Annotated in this window: 17 protein-coding genes; 6 read left to right on the forward strand and 11 right to left on the reverse strand. The window is 71.5% G+C overall.

Annotated features, from left to right (window positions below; genetic code table 11):
* Positions 1 to 17 precede the first annotated feature (17 nt).
* The 4 genes from glnA to DXZ73_RS14190 form a co-directional block, all read right to left on the reverse strand.
* A complete protein-coding gene (gene glnA, locus DXZ73_RS14175; RefSeq protein ID WP_116211359.1) occupies positions 18 to 1,379 on the reverse strand; it encodes a type I glutamate--ammonia ligase in 1,362 nt (453 codons plus the stop codon).
* A 258-nt stretch (positions 1,380 to 1,637) separates the two neighbouring features.
* A complete protein-coding gene (locus DXZ73_RS38090; RefSeq protein ID WP_162890162.1) occupies positions 1,638 to 3,935 on the reverse strand; it encodes an NHL repeat-containing protein in 2,298 nt (765 codons plus the stop codon).
* Between the two features lie 436 nt (positions 3,936 to 4,371).
* A complete protein-coding gene (locus DXZ73_RS14185; protein ID WP_205519346.1) occupies positions 4,372 to 5,241 on the reverse strand; it encodes an alpha/beta fold hydrolase in 870 nt (289 codons plus the stop codon).
* 192 nt (positions 5,242 to 5,433) lie between these two features.
* Positions 5,434 to 6,933: an APC family permease gene (locus tag DXZ73_RS14190; protein WP_116211361.1), complete on the reverse strand. Its 1,500-nt coding sequence runs from the start codon at positions 6,931 to 6,933 to the stop codon at positions 5,434 to 5,436.
* Between the two features lie 134 nt (positions 6,934 to 7,067).
* Between DXZ73_RS14190 and DXZ73_RS14195 the strand changes: the two genes are divergently transcribed.
* Both DXZ73_RS14195 and DXZ73_RS14200 read left to right on the forward strand, forming a co-directional pair.
* On the forward strand, positions 7,068 to 7,490 hold the full coding sequence (locus DXZ73_RS14195) for a DUF6153 family protein (protein ID WP_116211362.1): 423 nt from the start codon (positions 7,068 to 7,070) through the stop codon (positions 7,488 to 7,490).
* Positions 7,491 to 7,576: 86 nt separating this feature from the next.
* On the forward strand, positions 7,577 to 9,151 hold the full coding sequence (locus tag DXZ73_RS14200; RefSeq protein ID WP_116211363.1) for a multicopper oxidase family protein: 1,575 nt from the start codon (positions 7,577 to 7,579) through the stop codon (positions 9,149 to 9,151).
* A gap of 62 nt (positions 9,152 to 9,213) precedes the next feature.
* On the opposite strand, the gene DXZ73_RS14205 is transcribed toward DXZ73_RS14200, so the two are convergent.
* Positions 9,214 to 9,747: a DUF4234 domain-containing protein gene (locus DXZ73_RS14205; RefSeq protein WP_240351334.1), complete on the reverse strand. Its 534-nt coding sequence runs from the start codon at positions 9,745 to 9,747 to the stop codon at positions 9,214 to 9,216.
* A 159-nt stretch (positions 9,748 to 9,906) separates the two neighbouring features.
* On the opposite strand from DXZ73_RS14205, the gene DXZ73_RS14210 reads away from it, so the two are divergent.
* Positions 9,907 to 11,661, forward strand: coding sequence for an NAD+ synthase (locus DXZ73_RS14210; protein ID WP_116211364.1), 1,755 nt, complete (start codon positions 9,907 to 9,909; stop codon positions 11,659 to 11,661).
* Positions 11,662 to 11,826: 165 nt separating this feature from the next.
* Here the strand turns inward: DXZ73_RS14210 and DXZ73_RS14215 are convergent, their stop codons facing one another.
* The 6 genes from DXZ73_RS14215 to DXZ73_RS14240 all read right to left on the reverse strand — a co-directional run bounded on the left by DXZ73_RS14215 (position 11,827) and on the right by DXZ73_RS14240 (position 17,293).
* Positions 11,827 to 12,078, reverse strand: a complete 252-nt coding sequence (locus DXZ73_RS14215; protein WP_116211365.1) for a hypothetical protein — start codon at positions 12,076 to 12,078, stop codon at positions 11,827 to 11,829.
* Positions 12,075 to 12,329 carry a DUF2277 domain-containing protein gene (locus tag DXZ73_RS14220; protein WP_116211366.1) on the reverse strand — a complete coding sequence of 85 codons (255 nt, stop codon included), beginning with the start codon at positions 12,327 to 12,329 and terminating at the stop codon, positions 12,075 to 12,077. The genes DXZ73_RS14215 and DXZ73_RS14220 overlap by 4 nt, the downstream gene beginning before the upstream one ends.
* A 53-nt stretch (positions 12,330 to 12,382) precedes the next feature.
* A complete protein-coding gene (locus DXZ73_RS14225) occupies positions 12,383 to 13,612 on the reverse strand; it encodes an MFS transporter (RefSeq protein WP_116211367.1) in 1,230 nt (409 codons plus the stop codon).
* A 141-nt stretch (positions 13,613 to 13,753) separates the two neighbouring features.
* The gene (locus tag DXZ73_RS14230; protein ID WP_425315915.1) at positions 13,754 to 14,695 is read right to left on the reverse strand and encodes an endonuclease/exonuclease/phosphatase family protein; all 942 of its coding nucleotides are present in this window, start codon (positions 14,693 to 14,695) and stop codon (positions 13,754 to 13,756) included.
* 307 nt (positions 14,696 to 15,002) lie between these two features.
* Entirely contained in the window at positions 15,003 to 15,686 is a 684-nt protein-coding gene (locus tag DXZ73_RS14235) for a TetR/AcrR family transcriptional regulator C-terminal ligand-binding domain-containing protein (protein WP_116211369.1), read from the reverse strand.
* A complete protein-coding gene (locus DXZ73_RS14240) occupies positions 15,683 to 17,293 on the reverse strand; it encodes an MFS transporter (protein WP_116211370.1) in 1,611 nt (536 codons plus the stop codon). Before DXZ73_RS14240 ends, DXZ73_RS14235 begins: the two co-directional genes overlap by 4 nt.
* A gap of 157 nt (positions 17,294 to 17,450) precedes the next feature.
* Here DXZ73_RS14240 and panB point away from each other — a divergent pair, with 157 nt between their 5' ends.
* The 3 genes from panB (at position 17,451) to DXZ73_RS14255 (ending at position 20,387) form a co-directional block, all read left to right on the forward strand.
* Positions 17,451 to 18,320: a 3-methyl-2-oxobutanoate hydroxymethyltransferase gene (gene panB / locus DXZ73_RS14245; protein WP_116211371.1), complete on the forward strand. Its 870-nt coding sequence runs from the start codon at positions 17,451 to 17,453 to the stop codon at positions 18,318 to 18,320.
* 217 nt (positions 18,321 to 18,537) lie between these two features.
* On the forward strand, positions 18,538 to 19,560 hold the full coding sequence (locus tag DXZ73_RS14250; RefSeq protein WP_116211372.1) for an ATP-binding cassette domain-containing protein: 1,023 nt from the start codon (positions 18,538 to 18,540) through the stop codon (positions 19,558 to 19,560).
* Positions 19,557 to 20,387: an ABC transporter permease gene (locus DXZ73_RS14255; RefSeq protein WP_116211373.1), complete on the forward strand. Its 831-nt coding sequence runs from the start codon at positions 19,557 to 19,559 to the stop codon at positions 20,385 to 20,387. Before DXZ73_RS14250 ends, DXZ73_RS14255 begins: the two co-directional genes overlap by 4 nt.
* Positions 20,388 to 20,403: the final 16 nt, after the last annotated feature.

Here is a 20,403-nt window from a genome sequence, read left to right on the forward strand (position 1 = left end):
TGCCGCACCCGGCTACGTCACAGCACAGGCAGCATCTTGCGGAGCTCGAACGCGGTCACTTCCGAACGGTACTCCTCCCACTCCTGCTTCTTGTTGCGCAGGAAGAAGTCGAAGACGTGCTCGCCCAGCGTCTCGGCGACCAGTTCGCTGCGCTCCATCAGCTCGATCGCCTCGCCGAGGTTCTGCGGCAGCGGCTCGATGCCCATGGCCCGTCGCTCGGCGTCGGACAGCGCCCAGACGTCGTCGTCGGCACCGGCGGGCAGCTCGTAGCCCTCCTCGATGCCCTTGAGGCCGGCGGCAAGCAGCACGGCGTAGGTGAGGTAGGGGTTGGCGCCGGAGTCGATGGAGCGGACCTCGACGCGGGCGGAGCCGGTCTTGCCGGGCTTGTACATGGGCACGCGGATGAGCGCGGAGCGGTTGTTGTGGCCCCAGCAGATGTACGAGGGGGCCTCGCCGCCGGCGCCGGCGCTGCGGGCCGAGCCGCCCCAGATGCGCTTGTAGGAGTTGACCCACTGATTGGTGACGGCGGAGATCTCGGCGGCGTGCCGGAGCAGTCCGGCGATGAAGGACCGGCCGACCTTGGAGAGCTGGTACTCGGCGCCCGACTCGTAGAAGGCGTTGCGGTCGCCCTCGAAGAGGGAGAGGTGGGTGTGCATGCCCGAGCCGGGGAATTCCGAGAACGGCTTGGGCATGAAGGTGGCCTGCACGCCCTGTTCCAGCGCGACCTGCTTCATCACGAGCCGGAAGGTCATGACGTTGTCGGCGGTGGAGAGCGCGTCGGCGTAGCGCAGGTCGATCTCCTGCTGGCCGGGGGCCCCCTCGTGGTGGCTGAACTCGACCGAGATGCCCATGGATTCGAGCATGGTGATGGCCTGGCGGCGGAAGTCCATGCCCACGTTCTGCGGGGTGTGGTCGAAATAGCCGGAGGAGTCGGCGGGCACCGGGCGGGTGCCGTCGACCGGCTTGTCCTTGAGCAGGAAGAACTCGATCTCGGGGTGGGTGTAGAAGGTGAAGCCGAGGTCGGAGGTCTTGGCGAGGATGCGCTTGAGGACGTAGCGCGGGTCGGCGTAGGACGGGGAGCCGTCCGGCATCAGGATGTCGCAGAACATCCGGGCCGTGCCGGGCGCCTCCGCGCGCCAGGGCAGGATCTGGAAGGTGCCCGGGTCGGGCTTGGCGATCATGTCGGATTCGTACACGCGGGCGAATCCCTCGATCGCCGAGCCGTCGAAGCCGATGCCCTCGTCGAAGGCCTGCTCCAGCTCCGCCGGGGCCACGGCCACGGACTTCAGATAGCCCAGCACGTCGGTGAACCACAGCCGTACGAACCGGATGTCGCGCTCTTCGAGCGTACGGAGCACGAACTCCTGCTGCTTATCCATAATCCACCTATCCTCGGTCAGGCCGCCCCTTCCCAAGCCGCGGGGCACATCGGGGGCACATGAGCATCCCACCACACGATTTCGAGTGCGTTGCGTACGCGCGTCTGAATGCCTCGGCCCGTGCGGGGTACCTCACTCCCCATACTGCCTGCTGCTCCTCGTCCGTGTAACGGCCGGGGAGGCCCGGAGAAACGCCGAGGGGTGCCGCCCGGTCCGTGACGGACCGGGCGGCACCCCTTGTGGCACGGGATCCGGGCGCTACGCCTCGACGGTGACGGCGGCCGCTCCGGAGGCGAAGGCCGGGCTGCCCAGCTGGAAGCCCACCGACACCTCGCCGAGCGGGGCCGCCGGGTCGACCTCCAGCTCCGGGTAGAGCGTCGCCGTCTTGCCCGGGTCCAGCTCCAGGGCGGAGGCCCGGACGGTCAGGGTGCGGTTGTCGGCCGACCGCTCGGCGACGTTGACGGTCTCCCTGGGCGCGTCGTCCTGCCGGGTCATGACCAGCCGGTTCTCCGTGAACCGCAGGCCCTCCGGGGCGGTGAGGACGAGCTGCTGGGTGCCGATCCGGCTCTGCCCGGTGTTCGTCACCTTGAAGACCGCCGGGTACACCCACTGCTGCCCGCGCCGGACCTTGGCCCGGTCCCGCTGGAGCTGCTCCACCCGGGCGCTCTCGGCGGAGACGCGGGTGACCTTGGCCGCGATCTGCACCGGCTGCCGCTTGCCGATGGTCGCGGAGCCGTCCGTCCGCAGGCCCGGGGCGGAGCCGGGCAGGGCGAGGAGCGGGATGGAGTAGACGAAGGAGCCGGTGTCGGTGGGGGTGGTGTTCAGGTGCGGATTGGCCGCGATGATCAGCGTGCGCCCGCCGTCGATGACCTGGAAGTCGAGGTCGCCGGAGATCACCCCGTGGGAGGTGGTGTGGTAGGCGTAGACCGGCTTGCCGGTGAAGACGAAGCCGGTCGGGGCGGTGTACCGCTGGATGACGACCCCGGGGTTGACCGGACGGCTGGTCGGCGAGATGAAGCGCAGGTCGACGCGCGCGCTCTGGCCCGGCGCGGCCTCCGGGACGGTCTCCTGATAGATCGTCAGCGCGGTCTCGTCCCCGACCGGCGCGGGCACCACGATGGAGACGGGCAGCGTGTAGGTGTTGTCCTTGAGGTTGAGCTCGCCGCCGTACTGGATCTCCAGCGTCGACTCGTACGTGCCCGGGATCAGGCCGTTGGGGGCGGTCACCCGGAACACCCCGTCCAGCGAACCGGCGTTGGGGAAGAGCTGGGCGCCCGTGAAGGTGCGGGTCAGGCGGCGGCCGCTGGTGCCGGGGCCGCCGAGCAGGCCCTCCGCCAGGGTCAGGACGACGGTCACGTCCCCGCCGTCGACGGTCGCCGGGCCGCGGCTGCGGATCCGGGCACCGAGGTCGAACTCCTGGCCGCGCGGCACGGAGACGGGGTGCACGACCTCGCCGTAGAGGTCGGCCGCCGGGGGCGTGGGCGGTACGACGGCGGCGGCGCCGTAGACCTTGCGGACGCGGTGGTTGGAGTAGTCGGCGATGTACAGGGCCCCGGCGTTGTCCACCGCCACGCCGATGGGGCCGTACAGCCGCGTGCCCACGGCCGGACCGCCGTCCGCGACGTATCCGGCGACGCCGTCGCCCGCGACGGTCGTGATGATCCCGTCCGCGTCGACCTTCCGCACCCGCTGGTTGCTGTACTCGGCGATGTACAGGGACCCGGCGGCGTCGACCGCCACGGCCCCGGGGATGTTGAGCCGCGTGGCGACGGCCGGGCCGCCGTCCGAGACGTAGCCCGCGGTGCCGTTGCCCGCGACGGTGGTGATGATGCCGTTCGGATCCACCTTCCGAACCCGCTGGCCGCTCCACTCACCGATGTAGAGGTTCCCGGCCGCGTCGACCGCCACCCCGGTCGGGCCGTAGAGCTTGGTGGCGATGGCGGGGCCGCCGTCGGAGACGAAGCCCGCCTGGCCATTGCCCGCCACCGTGGTGATGATCCCGTTGGGGGTCACCTTCCGCACCCGGTGGTTGGCGTAGTCCGCGATGTAGAGGTTCCCGGCCGCGTCCACCGCCACGGCGTGCGGGCTGTTGAGCTTGGTGGCGACGGCGGGGCCGCCGTCGGAGACGAACCCGGGCTGACCGTTGCCCGCGACGGTGGTGATGATCCCGTTCGGGGACACCTTCCGCACCCGGTGGTTGTTCGTGTCGGCGATGTAGAGGTTGCGCGCGCCGTCCACCGCCACACCGATGGGGTTGTTGAGCGAGGTGCCCAGGGCGGGCCCGCCGTCCGAGACGAAGCCCGCGGTGCCGTTGCCCGCGACCGTGGTGATGATCCCGTTCGGGGACACCTTCCGCACCCGGTGGTTGCTCTGGTCGCCGATGTAGAGGTTGCCCGCCGCGTCCACCGCCACACCACGCGGGTAGTAGAGGCTGGTGCCCGCGGCCGGACCGCCGTCGGCGACGTATCCCGCCGTGCCGGTGCCGGCCACGGTGACGATCGTGCCGTCGGGGTAGGGCGACGCGGCTAAGGCGGACGCGTTGGCGTTCGTGGTCATCACGGTCTCCTGTCAGGGTGGAGTGGGCTGCTGCGCAGGGGAATTCCGGGCATGCCTCAGGGAAGCGGGAACGCGAAAGGGGAAGCCGCCGCGCTCTCGCGGTACCGGCTACGGCAAATGCGCGCAGGGGCCGCGGAGTTCCGGAGGATGACACCCCGAATTCGGCCCGGGATCGCGGTACTCCACGCCTCGCACCATCGCCCGAAAATTCACTCGACGAATCCGCCGTCCTTGATCAGATGCATGGCCACCCGAAATCCACGAACTCCGCAGCAGTCCAAGGAGAATCGAGCGGTGACCACGAGTCAATACGGCCGCGTCGGGCACGGGCGAACATCGGCCATGGATACCGGCCAGCCAACACGCGCTATTTCGCCAGTGGTTGAAAGGAGGGCCTCGGGTGCGGCGCCCGTAAAGGAGCCGCACCCCCTGTCCCTCAGGTGCCTTCGGGCATCATCGGCATGGCCAGCACCGCCGCCGCGATCGACTGCGGGCGGTCGTACATCAGCAGGTGGCCCGCCGGTGCCACCGCCTCGAAACGGCCGTCGAGCCGGGTCGCGAGGGCGCGCTGGCGCTCCAGCCAGCGGCGCTCCACGGCGGAGCCGGTGCCCGGGGAGGCCGCGAGGACGGTCACCGGCACGGGTGGCATCGGGTGCCGGTCCCGCAGCTCGTGGAGCTCGGCGGCCACGTCGCGGTAGCGGGCGTTCTCCATCAGCAGGGCGCGCAGCACCCGGCCGGTTCCGTAGGTGCGGCGCACCAGCTCGGCGGAGGCCGGGTCCTGGCGGGTGACCGAGGCGGCCCGGACCGTCAGCTTGCGCAGGGAGGGGCCCAGCGCGCGGGGCAGCCCCGTGGCGGCGAGGACCAGGCCCCGGGCGTGCGCGGCGGTGGTGCGCAGCTCACGGGCGGGTGCGGGTCTGGGCTCGTCCTCCACACTGCTGTCGACCAGGACGATCCCGGCCGTGCGCTCCGGGTGCAGCCGGGCGAACGCCTCCGCGTGGAAGCCCGCGAGGGAGTGGCCGACGACCGTGGCCGGTTCCTTCAGCCCCAGGGCGTCGAGGACGCCCGCTATCCGCGCGGCCTCGCCCGCGGCGGTGGGCGGTTCCAGGGGCGGCGCGCTGAAGCCGAGCCCGGGCCGGTCGAAGCGGACGACGGTGCGGTGGTCGGTGAGCAGCGGCACGACGGGTTCCCAGTCGAACCAGCCCATGCCGAGCCCCGCGCTCAGCACGCACACGGGCCCCGACCCCTCGCACACGACGTGCAGCGGCACCCCGCCGACCCTCAGCATGTGCCCTGGTGGCCGCTCCATACCGTCCACACTGTCCCCCTTGTCGCCGTCCGTCCACGCCGCGCCCGCCGGGAAGACACCCGCCGGCCGGGGGCGGGAGCCCACCGGCCGGAGCGCGACGAGACGACCGTACCGGCGAGCGACGGGTGCCCGCGCCACGCCCCCTCGGCCGACCGGCCGGTTCGCCACGTACACGCAGTCGGGAGCGGGCCGTCACACCCCGGCGTCCGCCTTCGGCCGCTCCGGTGCGCCCTGCTCCGGCTCGCGGTGCTCGGGCGCCACCCAGTGCGGCTTGCGGAACTTCAGCAGGGCGATCGGTGCGAGGAAGCCGATGACCAGCAGGCCGCCGCCGACGGTGAGGAGATAGCGCCACAGCGGCCCGCCGCCGAACTGGTCCGGCGGGACGAAGCCGATGCACATGGCCGCGAGCGACGCCGCGAAGCCGACGCCCGCGACCAGCCGCACGGCCGGGACGCGGAAGCCGCGGGGCCGGTCCGGCTGGGTGGTGCGCAGCCGGACGACGGCGGCGAACATCAGCAGATAGACGACCAGATAGATCTGGGTGGTGATCACCGAGAAGATCCAGTAGGCGCTGGAGACATCGGGGATGAAGGCGTAGAGCAGGGCGATGAGCGTGGTGAGCACGCCCTGGGCGACCATGATGTTGCGCTGCACGCCGTTCTTGTTGAGCTTCTGCAGGACGGGCGGCAGATAGCCCTCCTGCCGGGCGACCATCAGCAGGCCCTTCGAGGGGCCCGCCAGCCAGGCGAGCATGCCGCCGAGCGCGGCCACGACGAGCATGACGCCGACGACCTTGGTCAGCCAGCCCACGTGGAAGTGGTCGAAGAAGCCCTGGAACGCCTGCATCACGCCCGCGGTCAGGCTGAGGTCCGCGCCCGGCATCACCCAGCTGATGGCGAGCGCGGGGAGGATGAAGATCAGCAGGACGAGTCCGGTGGCGGCGAAGACCGAGCGCGGGAACTGCTTGCCGGGTTCGCGCAGCGAGGCGACGTGCACGCCGTTCATCTCCATGCCCGCGTAGGACAGGAAGTTGTTGACGATCAGCACGAGGCTGGCGAGCCCGGTCCACGGCGGCAGGAAGTGGCCGCTGTCCATCGGGGCGGCGGGGGCATTGCCCTGGCCGAGGAAGACCAGCCCGAGCACGACGAGGACCGCGCCGGGGATCAGCGTGCCGATCACCAGGCCCGCCCCTGCCAGCCCGGCGACCGCCTTCGTGCCGCGCGAGGAGATCAGCACGCCCGACCAGTAGACGACGACGATGACCAGGGCGATGTAGAGGCCGTTGTCGGCGAGCCGGGGGTCGATGACGTACGCGAACGTGCTGGCCACATAGGCCAGCAGGCTCGGGTAGTAGGCGATGGTCATCGCGAACTGGCACCAGACGGCCAGGAAGCCGAGCGGCTTCGAGAGCCCTTCGCTCACCCAGCGGTAGACGCCGCCGGTCCAGCCGGAGGCGAGCTCGGCGGAGACGAGCGCGGTCGGCAGCAGGAAGACCACGGCGGGTACGACGTAGAGGAAGACGGCGGCGAGGCCGTAGATCGCCATGGACGGCGAGGGCCGCAGGTTGGCGACCGACGCCGTGGTCATCATCGCGAGGGTCACCCACGAGATGAACTGCGTCCGGTCGGAGGCCGGGGTGGTGGCGCCCGTGGTGAGGGGACGGTCGTCCCTCACCTGGTCCGTGATGGTCATGTGAGGTGGAGCGTCCTTTATGCGGGCGTCGATCGTGTGCGCCCCAATGATCCCATCAACGGCACCTGGAGGAGGTATACCCCGAGGGGGTAAGGTGCGACGGAGTTGTCGCAGGGGCGCCCGGGAGACGAGTGATGGACGGACAGCGGAAGGCCACCGCCTGGTGCGGTCGGCTGCTGCTGTTCGCCGCGCTGTTGCTGGGCATCGTGACGATGCACACGCTGGGCCACCCGACGGGGCACGGCGAGAACCGGGGGACGGCGTCGCACGCGATGGCGGCGATGGCGGGCGATCCGGCCGCCGCACCGCACGCGACGACCGACCACCACGCCGCCTCCGTCCACGGCGAGAGCCACGGCATGGACCCCATGTCCGTCTGCCTCGCCGTGCTCGGGTCCGCCCTGCTGGTGCTCGTCCTGCTGCTCGGCGCGGCCGCGCTGCGGCGCCTCGCTCCGGTCCCGGCCGTCGTTCGCGCGCGGCTGCTCGCCGCCCTCCGGCCGATTCCTCCCCCGCCACGGCACAAGGCCCTCGCCCGGCTGTCGGTCCTGCGCGTGTAGCGGCGCGTGCCGCTGCGCTTCCGCGCGCAGTGGCACGCGCCGCGACCACTTCTCGCAGGACCCGACACCACGAGGTGCCTTTCCCCATGCGTTCCACCACCCGCCGCGCCGTGCTCGGCGCGGGGCTCGCCGCTGCCGGAAGCGGACTGCTCGCCGCCTGTTCCGGGGGCTCGGACAGCGGCTCGCCCGCCGCCACGCCCTCCGCCGGCTATCTCGCCCCGGACGGCAAGGAGGTCGCCGCCGCCGAGGCGAAGCGCGGCGCCGGGCCCGTACGGAAGGTGACCCTGACGGCCACCCCCACCCGCCTCGACCTGGGCGGGCTCACGGTCGGCTCCTGGGCGTACGGCGACCGGCTGCCCGGCCAGGAGATCCGGGTCACCGCCGGCGACACGCTCGCGCTGACCCTCGCCAACCACCTGCCCGAGACCACCTCGCTGCACTGGCACGGGCTGGCGCTGCGCAACGACATGGACGGCGTCCCGGACGTCACCCAGCGCCCCGTGCGCGCGGGTGCGTCGTTCGACTACCGCTTCACCGTCCCGCACCCCGGCACGTACTGGGTCCACCCGCACTCGGGCGTCCAGCAGGACCGGGGGCTGTACGCGCCGCTGATCGTGGAGGACCCCAAGGAGCCGCTCTCCTATGACAAGGAGTGGGTGGTCGTCCTGGACGACTGGGTCGACGGCGTGGACGGCAGCACACCCGAGGGGGTACTGGCCGAACTCTCCGACGGCATGGGCGGGATGGACCACGGCGGCATGGACCACGGCGGGCACGGCATGCCGAAGATGCCGGGCATGGCGATGAACACCGGAAAGCCCGCCCGGTCCGGCCCGCCCCGGATGATGATGGGCGCGACCAGCCCGCTCCTCGGCGGGGACGCGGGCGACGTCGCCTATCCGCACTACCTCGTCAACGGGCGCACGCCCGGCGCCCCGGAGACCTTCACCGCGAAGCCCGGCGACCGCATCCGGATCCGCTTCCTCAACGCGGGCGGCGACACCGCCTTCCGGGTGTCTCTCGGCGGCCACCGGATGACGGTCACGCACACGGACGGCTTCCCCGTCGAGCACGCGGAGACGGACACTCTGCTGCTGGGCATGGGCGAGCGGTACGACGTGCTGGTCGAGGCGGAGGACGGGGTGTTCCCGCTGGTCGCGATGGCGGAGGGCAAGAAGGCCGCTGCGCTCGCCGTGCTGCGCACGGGCGGGGGCTCGGCGCCCGACGCGTCCGCGCGCCCGCGGGAGCTGGACGGCACCCTGCTGACGGCGGACCGGCTGAAGGCGGACCGGAGCGTGCTCCTCAAGGACCGCCGCCCCGACCGGACTCTCACGTTCCGTCTCACCGGCGGGATGGCGAAGTACGACTGGGCGATCAACAAGAAGAAGTACACGCCCGACCAGCGCTATCCGGTGGCGGCGGGCGAGCGGGTCCGGCTCGCCTTCGTGAACGACACGACGATGTGGCACCCCATGCACCTGCACGGCCACACCTTCGCGCTGCCCGGTGGCGGGCCGCGCAAGGACACCGCGATCGTCCGGCCGGGGCAGCGGCTGGCGGTCGACTTCGACGCCGACAACCCGGGGCTGTGGATGCTGCACTGCCACAACGTCTACCACGCGGAGTCCGGGATGATGACGGTCCTCGGCTACCTGCGCTGACCGAAGCCCGCGGGGCCCGCACCGGATCGGTGCGGGCCCCGCGGGCTGTCGTACGGCGTGGCTCAGACGGCCAGCGGCACCTGGGTGCCGGGCGCGGCCTGGTTGTAGTGGTCGACGACCTTGTTCAGCTCGAACTGGTAGTAGAGCCCGTGGAAGCCGAGGAACGCGAGCAGCAGGCCGAGGCCGCCGCTGCACGAGGGCGACAGGCCCGCGGCGCGCTGGGCCTCGGAGATGCGCCGGCCGGTGTTGAAGATCGAGACATACGGCGGAATGACCAGGAAGATGCCCAGCGTGATCGCGAGCACCGACATGGCGGGGTTGATCTGCCGCCGGCTGTCGAACTGCGCCATCTCCTTGTTGACCTTGTAGTGCCAGACGATGCCGTAGATGCCGAGGGTGATGATCGGCAGCCCCAGCCAGACGGCGAAGGGGTTGCGGCGCTTCATCGCCAGGCCGTAGGCGGCGGGACCCGGGGCCGGGTAGCCCATCGGCGCCTGCTGCGGGTAGCCCGAACCGTACGGGTTCTGAGGCGGCACGGCCGGGGGGTAGGGGCTCTGCGGCGCGGGCGGGCCCCACTGCGGCGGCTGCGTGCTCAACGCGGTCTCCTAGGAAGAACTTTCAACAAGACATGCCCATGGCATATGCCGTCGGCAGATGGCGAAGCTTGTCACAAGATCACATGCGCCCGCCAGGACATGGCGCCACTCACAGCGCTCCCCCTAGATCGCGTCAGACAGACGATTACACTGGACGTCGTGGCTCAACTTCGTCTCGCTCTGAATCAGGTCGACTCCTGTGTCGGCGACCTCGCCGGGAACGCCGAGTCGATCGTCCGCTGGGTCCGGCACTCCGCCGAGCAGGGCGCCCATCTGGCGGCCTTCCCCGAGATGGCGCTGACGGGCTACCCCGTCGAGGACCTCGCGCTGCGCTCCTCCTTCGTCGAGGCCTGCCGGGAGACGCTGCGCGCCCTCGCCGCCCGGCTCGCCGCCGAGGGCCTCGGCGAACTGCCGGTCGTCGTCGGCCACCTCGACCGCAGCGAGGAGACGCAGCCCCGGCTGGGCCGCCCCGCGGGCGCGCCGCGCAACGCCGCCGCCGTGCTGCACCGGGGCGAGGTGGCGCTGTCCTTCGCCAAGCACCACCTGCCCAACTACGGCGTCTTCGACGAGTTCCGCTACTTCGTGCCCGGCGACACCATGCCGGTGGTGCGGGTGCACGGCGTCGACGTCGCGCTCGCCATCTGCGAGGACCTGTGGCAGGAGGGCGGCCGGGTGCCCGCCGCCCGCTCCGCCGGGGCCGGGCTGCTGCTGTCGATCAACGCCTCCCCGTACGAGCGCGAGAAGGACGACACCCGGCTGGAGCTCGTCCGCAAGCGCGCCCAGGAGGCCGGCTGCACGACCGCGTACCTCGCGATGACCGGCGGCCAGGACGAGCTGGTCTTCGACGGGGACACGATCGTCGTCGACCGCGACGGCCAAGTCGTCGCGCGCGCCCCGCAGTTCGAGGAGCGCTGCGTGCTGATCGACCTCGACCTGCCGGCCGCCGCGGCCGAGGCCCCGTCCGGGGTGGTGGACGACGGCCTGCGCATCGACCACGTCGTGCTCTCCGCCGACCCGCTCCCGCCGTACGGGGCGGAGTGGCCCGGCACGGTCGCCGAGCGGCTGGGCGACGATGAGGAGGTGTACGAGGCGCTGGTCACCGGCCTGCGCGCGTACGTCACCAAGAACGGCTTCCGCAGCGTCGTGATCGGGCTCTCCGGCGGCATCGACTCCGCGCTCGTCGCCGCCATCGCGTGCGACGCGCTCGGCGCGGAGAACGTCCACGGCGTGGCCATGCCGTCCCGCTACTCCTCCGAGCACTCGATCGCCGACGCCGAGGAGCTCGCCCGGCGCACCGGTCTGCACCTGCGAACGGTGCCGATCGCCCCGATGTTCGACGCGTACATGGGGGCGCTGGGGCTCACCGGGCTCGCGGAGGAGAACCTCCAGTCGCGGCTGCGCGGCACGATGCTGATGGCGGTCTCCAACCAGGAGGGCCACATCGTGCTCGCGCCGGGCAACAAGTCGGAGCTGGCCTGCGGTTACTCCACGCTCTACGGCGACTCCGTCGGCGCGTACGGGCCGATCAAGGACGTCTACAAGACCTCGGTCTTCCGGCTCGCCGAGTGGCGCAACCGGGCGGCCGAGGAGCGCGGCGAGACCCCGCCGATCCCGGAGAGCTCCATCACCAAGCCGCCGAGCGCCGAACTGCGGCCGGGCCAGGTGGACACGGACTCGCTGCCGGACTACGACGTGCTGGACCGGATCCTGGAGCTGTACGTCGACCGGGACCGCGGCCGCGCGGAGATCGTGGCGGCGGGCTTCGACGCGGAGCTGGTCACGCGGGTGCTGCGGATGGTCGACGCCGCGGAGTACAAGCGGCGGCAGTATCCGCCGGGCACGAAGATCTCCGCCAAGGGTTTCGGCAAGGACCGGCGCCTGCCGATCACCAATCGGTGGCGCGAAACGTTGTAACGGGGCTCGAACGTCGGACGGGCTGGAAGACCAGCCCGTCCGGCAATTATCAGTAGTGACCCGGCCCGTTCGCCTCCGGGCAGACCACGACCGAGCCGTCCGGCTGTGCGATGAGGCCCTTGCCCTCGCAGTGCTGGCACGGCTGCTGCTGCCGCTCGTCACCGCTCATGTCTGCTCCCCCCGTGGGATCTTGAAGACGTGCCCGCATCCTTCATAGGTGATCCGCCCGCCCGCGAGCGTCCCCGGTTCCAGCATCACGGACGACGGCAGCCGGCCGCACGTGGGACACGTGGGGAATCCACTGCGCACCGGGATGACGACCGGCACCCCGGACGACATCTCCAGGTGGATACCGCCCCGCACACAGAACCGGCGGATCTCTGAAACTTGGCCTTCGGTGAGCGTCGGCTGTGTCATGGCCTGACGAGACCACTCCTTCCCTTTTCGCTTCGGGGCCGCGCGCCGCCCCGTACCTCCAGCCCGTCGAGCAGCGCCTTCGTGGCCAGCGCGACCGCGTCCACGGCGTGCTCGAACACCGCCTGGTTGTGCGCGGCGGGCACCCGGAAGCCGGACACCTTCCGTACGTACTGCAGGGCCGCCGCGTGGATGTCCTCGTCGCCCACCTCGGGCGTCACCGGCGGTCTGAGCGTCTTGATGCTGCGGCACATGCTCCCAGTGTGCCGCGCGCCACCGACGGCCCGCCGCCCATGGCCAAGGGCTGTCAGTGACGGATGCCGGCGGTTTCCGGTGCCCGGTCGCCCGGCCGCTCGCCGGAGGCGACGACCCGGGAGCCGCCCGCGGTGGTGGAGCGGTCGCGGTCCAGCAGGCCGGCGGTCACCGCGACGGCCAGGCCCACGGCGGCCAGCGCGGCGCCGACCAGGGTCGGGGAGGTCCAGCCCCGGCCGGCGGCGATGGCGACGCCGCCCAGCCAGGCGCCACCCGCGTTGGCCAGGTTGAACGCCGAGTGGTTGGAGGCGGCGGCGAGCGTGGGCGCCTGCCGCGCCTTGTTCATGATCAGCATCTGGAGCGGTGTGGTGGTCATGAAGCCGACCGCGCCCAGGATCACGACGGTGACGAGCGCCGCCCACTTCACGTGGACGGTGAAGTCGAAGGCGACCAGCACGGCGGCGAGCGCGGCCAGTGATCCGTACAGCGTGGGGCGCAGCGCCCGGTCGGTCAGCGGTCCGGCGACGAGCGCGCCGAGGGTCATGCCGATGCCGAAGAGGGCGAGCACGACGGTCACGGAGGACTCGGCGAAGCCGGTGACCTCGGTCATCATCGAGGCGAGATAGCTGTAGACGGCGAAGACGCCGGCGAATCCGAAGACGGCGGTGAGCAGGCCGAGCAGCACCTGCCGGTCGCCCAGGGCACGCAGCTCCTGGCCGAGGCCCTCGCCGCGCTCGCGCGGGATCCGCGGGACGAGGGCGGCGAGCGCGGCCATGGCCACGAGCCCGATGACGGTGACGACCAGGAAGGTGGCGCGCCAGCCGAGGTGCTGGCCGAGCAGGGTGGCGGTGGGGACGCCGACGATGTTGGCGACGGTGAGGCCGAGGAACATCGTGGCGACGGCGCGCGCCTGGCGGCCCTCGCCCGCCAGCCGGGCGGCGACGACCGCTCCGACGCCGAAGAAGGCGCCGTGCGGCAGTCCCGCGAGGACCCGTCCGGCGATGAGCAGTCCGTAGGTCGGGGCGAGCGCGGAGGCGAGATTCCCGATGGTGAAGAGCCCCATCAGGAGCACCAGCATGAGCTTGCGCGGGACGCGGGAGCCGAGGGCGGTGAGCAGCGGGGCGCCGACGACGACCCCGAGGGCGTAGGCGGAGACGAGGTGGCCGGCGGTGGGGACGGACGTGCCCAGGTCGTCGGCGACGTTGGGCAGCAGCCCCATCATCACGAACTCGGTCGTGCCGATACCGAAGGCGGAGACCGCGAGGGCGAGCAGCGCCAGGGGCATGAGGGGACCTTTCGGGGGGCGGTGTTCCTGCGGGGGGCCGTGGGTCGGTCTGCCACGGAAAGTTCCCCCGAAGAACAAAGCCTCTCAGAAGGATGTTCCCTTTGCCGTTCCCGTTCGCGAACGATCAGGTGAACAGTCCGGTCAGATCTTCATCCGCGCCGCCACCGGCAGGTGGTCGCTGTCCGTCTTGGGCAGGGTCCAGGCGGAGACGGGCTCCATGCCGCGCACCATGATCTGGTCGATCCGGGCCATCGGGAAGCTCGCGGGCCAGCTGAAGCCGAAGCCGTCGCCCGCGGCGCCCTGCGCGGAGCGCAGCTGCGAGGTGATGGGGGCGAGCGAGCGGTCGTTCATGGTGCCGTTGAGGTCGCCGAGGAGGAGGACCTTCTTCTCGGGCTCCTTGGCGATGGCCTCGCCGAGCGCCTCGGCGCTGTTGTCGCGCTGTCCGGCGGTGAAGCCCGCGTTGAACTTCACGCGCACCGACGGCATGTGCGCGACGTAGACGGCGACGGGGCCCTGCGGCGTCTTGACCGTGGCGCGCAGCGCCCGGGTCCAGCCCATGCGGATGTCGACGGGCTGGACCAGCTGCAGCGGGTACTTGCTCCAGATGCCGACCGTGCCCTGCACGGAGTGGTACTTGTAGCTGCTCGCGAGCGCCTTCTCGTACGTCGGGACGGCCGACGCCTTGAGCTCCTCCAGCGCGACGACGTCCGCGCCGGAGGCGGCGACGTCCCTGGCGGTGCGGGCCGGGTCGGGGTTCTCGGCGTTGACGTTGTGGGTGGCGACCGTGAAGTTGCCGCCCTTGCCCGACTTGTCGGTGAGCAGCCCGCCGAAGAGGTTGACCCAGGCGATCGCCGGCAGCAGCAGGGCGATCAGCGCGGTCGCGGAGCGGCGCAGCACGGCGAGGACGAGCAGTACCGGTATGCCGAGGCCGAGCCACGGCAGGAAGGTCTCGGTGAGGCTGCCGAGGTTGCCCACCCGGTTGGGGAGGTGGGTGTGCAGCAGCATCAGCAGGCCGAGGAGGGCGGCGATCGCGGCGACGACCAGGCCGCGCCGCCAGACGCCCGGGCCCCGCCACTGGCCCATGAGGCGCCGGGCCCGGGCGCCGGCCCGCTCCGGACCGGTCCCGTCTCGGCCCGTCTCCTGCATGTGCGCCTGCGCCATCGACTGCCCTCACTGATCATCCGCTGTGGCCCCCGCACGACGATAGGTGATCACCGGTGCCGGGACGTTCCGTCCGCCCCGGGTGGGGCGTCGGTCTGGAGGACGTGTGCGCGGCCCGCCCGGGTTCCGGTGGGCGGGCCGCGCGGGCGGGCTGTGACACAACGGGCATATTCGAGCGCGCGCCGCTGTCACGCGGATCTTCGCGGGCCGCGGCCGGGCCCGGGCGGGGTCAGCCGGCGGGCCGCTCCGCCCTGGGCCGCGCGCCCTCCATGACGGCGTCGACGATCTCCTCGGCCAGCCCCTCCGGCAGGTCCTGCCACTCGTGGAGCACGGCCCGGGAGAGCATCGGGCTGACGAAGAGGTCGGAGAGCAGCTGGACGTCGAGGTCGGAGCGGAGCTCGCCGGTGGTCATGCCGCGGCGCAGCACCGCGTGGACCATTTCGCGCCGGGCGAGGATGACCGTCTCGTGGTACTCCTTCCAGAGCTTGGGGTGGGCCTGGACCTGGCTGACGACCGTGCGCAGGATCGCGGAGGAGCGCTTGGCGAGGCCGCGCCTGCGCAGCATTTCCAGGAGGACGACGAGGTCGTCGCGGGCCGAGGTGCCGGGGAGCTCGGGGTCGGCGTCGTCCATGGAGCGCAGGACGTCGAGCATCAGCTCCTCCTTGCCGGACCAGCGCCGGTAGAGGGTGGCCTTGCCGACGCCCGTCTCGCGGGCGATCCGCTCCATCGACAGCTCGCCCATGGTGACGCCCTCCTCCAGGAGGCGCAGGACGGTCTCGACGACGGCGGTGTCGACGGCGGCGTTGCGCGGGCGGCCGCGCCGCTCGGCGGGCAGGGCCGCCGAGCCGGGCTCGTGACCGCGCGAGGTCAACGCTGCCGCCGCCGTCGTCCCGCCCCGCGCCCGGTCGGTCATGCGCCCGCCCCCGCCTGTTCCTTCTGGGCGTCCGGCCGGGTGTCCGCCCCGTCCGTGCGGGTGGCCTTGCGGCCGGGCAGGAAGAGCGCGACGACGGCCGCGCCGAGCAGGGCGATGGCCGTGGAGCCTATGACGGTGACGTGCATGGCGTGGATGAAGGCGTCGTTGGCCGGGCCGATGAGCGCCTTGCCCTGCGGGCCGAGCTTCTCGGCGACGCCCAGGGTGGCCTCGATGGACTCGCCCGCGGCGTGCCGCGCGGAGTCGGACAGGCCGGGGACGGCGTCGAGCTCGCCGGAGATGCCGTCGCGGTAGGTGGTGGAGAGCACGGAGCCGAGCACGGCGACCCCGAGCGCGCCGCCGACCTGCCGGAAGGTGTTGTTCACGGCGGAGCCGGAACCGGCCTTCTCGCGGGGCAGCGACTGCATGATCGAGACGGTGGCGGGCGGCATGATGTGCGCCATCCCGGTGCCCTGGAGGAAGAACAGCACCTCCAGGACCCAGATCGGGGTGTCGGTGCCGAGCAGCAGGAAGCCCGCCGTGGTGGCGGCGACCAGCAGCATGCCGGCGGTGCACACGGCCTTCGCGCCGTACTTGTCGACGACCAGGCGGGCGCGCGGCGCGAAGAACATCTGGGCGGCAGCGAGCGGCAGGAGCAGCAGGCCGCTCTGGAGCGGGGTGTAGCCGCGCACGCTCTGGGTGTAGAAGACGATGAAGAAGGTGGTGCCCATCAGCGCGAAGAAGACCAGCGAGATGGAGGAGACCGCGGCGGAGAAGGCGGGGTTCTTGAAGTACCGCACGTCGATGGCCGGGTGGTCGGTACGCCGCTCGTGCAGGACGAAGGCCACCAGGACCGCCAGTCCGCCGAGGACCGTGCCGTAGACCTCGGGCCGGGTGAAGTCGGCGAGCTGGCCGCCCTTGATGATTCCGTAGACCAGCAGGACGAGGCCGACGACGGACAGCAGCACGCCGACCGGATCGAGCCGGCCGGGCCTCGGGTCCTTGGAGTCGGGAACGAGCAGCACCATCGCGATCAGGCCGACGATCACGATCGGGACGTTCACGAGGAAGACCGAGCCCCACCAGAAGTGGTCGAGCAGGATCCCGCCGGTGATCGGCCCTATCGCGATGGCGAGGCCGACGGCTCCGGCCCAGATGCCGATGGCCTTGGGCTGCTCCTCGCGCTCGAAGACGTTCATGATGATGGCGAGGGTCGCGGGCATCACGAACGCGCCGCCGAAGCCCATCACGGCGCGGAAGGTGATCAGCTCGCCGGACGAGCCGGAGAAGGCGGAGAGCACCGAGCCGACGCCGAAGACGACCATGCCGAAGAGCAGGACCTTCTTGCGTCCGAGCCGGTCGCCGAGCAGCCCCGCGGTGAAGAGTATTCCGGCGAAGACCAGGGTGTAGGAGTTGATCGCCCACTCGAGCTGGCTCTGGGTCGCGCCGAGGCCGGTGGGGGCCGGGGAGGCGATGGTCTTCATCGCCACGTTCAGGATCGAGTTGTCGAGAACCACGATCAGGAGGCTGAACAGCAGCACGGTCAGGATCGCCCACCGTCTGCGATGGACCGCCTCGGGAACCCGGCGGGCCGGGATATCAGTCGACATGCGGAACAGCGTACGTTCTTTTCGATACGGATCCGTCTCGTATTGGAAAGTCTTTGCGAAGGACCGCTCTGGCCCGCCCGCGCGGGGCGTGTCAGCATGGAGGTGATCCGGGGACGCCGTCAGGGCGCCTCGAGACGACTTCACAGGAGCCACCGCCATGACGCATGCCCCGAGCACCCCCGACAGCAGCCCGGCCAACCCCAAGGCGCTGTACGGAGGGAAGAGTTCCCGGCGGGTCACCGTCCGCGACATCGCCGCCGCCAAGGCGCGCGGCGAGAAGTGGCCCATGCTCACCGCCTACGACGCGATGACCGCCTCCGTCTTCGACGAGTCCGGCATCCCCGTCCTGCTGGTCGGCGACTCCATGGGCAACTGTCACCTCGGCTACGAATCCACGGTGCCCGTCACCATGGACGAGATCGCCGTGCTCTCCGCCGCCGTCGTACGCGGCACCCAGCGCGCCCTCGTCGTCGCCGACCTGCCCTTCGGCTCGTACCAGGAGGGTCCCGTCCAGGCGCTGCGCAACGCCACCCGGCTGGTGAAGGAGGCGGGCGTCGGCGCGATCAAGCTGGAGGGCGGCGAGCGCTCCGCCGAGCAGATCAAGCTGCTCGTCGAGGCCGGCATCCCGGTGATGGCGCACATCGGCCTCACCCCGCAGTCCGTCAACGCCTTCGGCGGCTACCCGGTCCAGGGCCGCGGCGAGGAGGCGGCCCAGCAGCTGCTCCGCGACGCCAAGGCGGTCCAGGACGCGGGCGCCTTCTCGGTCGTCCTGGAGCTGGTCCCGGCCGAGCTCGCCGCGGAGGTGACGCGCACCCTGCACATCCCGACGGTCGGCATCGGCGCCGGGCAGGAGTGCGACGCCCAGGTGCTGGTGTGGACGGACATGGCGGGCATGACGTCCGGCCGCGTGCCGCGCTTCGTGAAGCAGTACGCGCAGCTGCGCGAGACCCTGGGCGAGGCGGCGCGCGCGTTCGGCGCGGACGTGGTGGGCGGCGCGTACCCGACGGAGGAGCACTCCTTCCACTAGCCGGTCCCCGGGGGCTGCCCCGATGCGCGTCGCCGAACGGGTTTGAATGTGCCGCACGTTGTCGATCACGTGCGGCAAATCGAGCCCGGCCGGCGATCGAGGCCGCCCGCCGCAGGCGCACGGAGCCCGCACCCGACAACGGCGGGACCGCCCGGCCGTCGGCAACCTGTCGGCGGACTGTAGGTGCGTTGTCAGTGGGTGCTGCGACTGTTGACCCATGACGCGAAACAACACCTCGGGAAGCGGCGGGAACGCCGTCGAAGTCCGGGGCCTGGTGAAGCACTTCGGCGCGACCAAGGCCCTGGACGGGGTCGACCTGGACGTGCGCGAGGGCACCGTCCTCGGCGTGCTGGGCCCCAACGGCGCGGGCAAGACCACCCTGGTCCGCGCCCTGTCCACCCTCATCAGGCCCGACGCGGGCACCGCCCGCGTCGCGGGCTACGACGTCCTCACCCAGCCCCGGCAGCTGCGCCGGGTGATCGGGCTGACCGGGCAGTACGCCTCGGTGGACGAGAAGCTCTCCGGCTTCGAGAATCTCTACATGATCGGGCGGCTGCTCGACCTCTCCCGCAAGGACGCCCGGCGCCGCGCCGAAGCGATGCTGGAGCGCTTCTCGCTCACGGAGGCGGCCAAGCGGCCGGCCATGCAGTACTCGGGCGGCATGCGCCGCAGGCTGGACCTGGCCGCGTCCATGATCGGCCGGCCGGCGGTGCTCTACCTGGACGAGCCGACCACCGGCCTCGACCCCCGCACCCGCAACGAGGTGTGGGAGGAGGTCCAGCGGATGGTCGCCGAGGGCGCCACCGTCCTGCTCACCACGCAGTACATGGAGGAGGCCGAGCAGCTCGCGCAGGAGCTGACGGTCATCGACCGGGGCCGGGTGATCGCGGGCGGCCGCGTCGACGAGCTCAAGGCGAAGGTCGGCGGCCGCACCCTGGTGATCCGGCCCGCCGACCGCGGCGAGCTGCCCCGGATGGTGGGCGCGCTGGCCCAGGCCGGGCTGGACGGCGTCACCGGCGCGACCGCCGACGAGGCGGAGGGCACGGTCAGCGTCCCGCTGCTGAGCGACGAGCAACTGACCGCGGTGATCGGCCTGTTGGGCGAGCGCGGCTTCGCCGTCGCCGACATCAGCACCCATCTGCCCAGCCTCGACGAGGTGTTCCTCGCCGTCACCGGCCAGAAGGCATCCGCCCCGGCGGACCGGAACGACACGGACGCACTCCAGGAGGTCGCCGCGTGAGCACCGCAACGGCAACGGCGGGCGCGCCCGCGAAGGCGGCCACCGGCGAGGGACGCATCGGCCCGCGGGCCAACCTCCGCCACATCGGGGCGCTCGCGCGCCGCAACATGCTCCAGATCAAGCAGGACCCGGAGTCGATGTTCGACGCCGTGCTCATGCCGGTCATCTTCATCCTGCTGTTCACCTATGTCTTCGGCGGCTCCATCGGCGGCAAGGGCAACGAGCGGGAGTATCTGAACTACCTGGTCCCCGGCCTGATGGCGATGATGGGGATGAACATCTCCATGGCCGTCGGCACGGGCATCAACGACGACTTCAAGAAGGGGGTGATGGACCGCTTCCGCACCATGCCGATAGCCCGGTCCTCGGTCCTCGTCGCGAAGATCGTCGTCGAGGTCGGCCGGATGCTCATCGCGACGTCGATCCTGCTGGGCATGGGCTTCGCCCTGGGCCTGACCGTCAGCACCTCGGTGCTGCACCTGCTGGCGGCGGTGGCGCTGTCCATGGTCTTCGGCGCCTCCCTGATGTGGATCTTCATCCTGCTGGGCCTGACCATGAAGACGCCGCAGGCCGTCCAGGGGATCGCCATGATCGTGCTGATGCCCCTCCAGTTCGGCAGCTCCATCTTCGCGCCCACCACGAACATGCCGGGCTGGCTGGAGGCCTTCACGGAGTACAACCCGCTGTCCAACCTCGCCGACGCCGCACGCCACCTGATCAGGGGCGGCCCGGTGGCCCACTCGGTGTGGATGGTCCTGGCCTGGTCGGTCGCCATCACGGCCGTGACCGCGCCACTGGCCGTCTCCCGGTTCCGCAGGAAGACCTGACCGGGCGGGGCCCGGG

It is taken from the genome of Streptoverticillium olivoreticuli subsp. olivoreticuli (assembly GCF_003391135.1).
GTDB lineage: Bacteria > Actinomycetota > Actinomycetes > Streptomycetales > Streptomycetaceae > Streptomyces > Streptomyces blastmyceticus.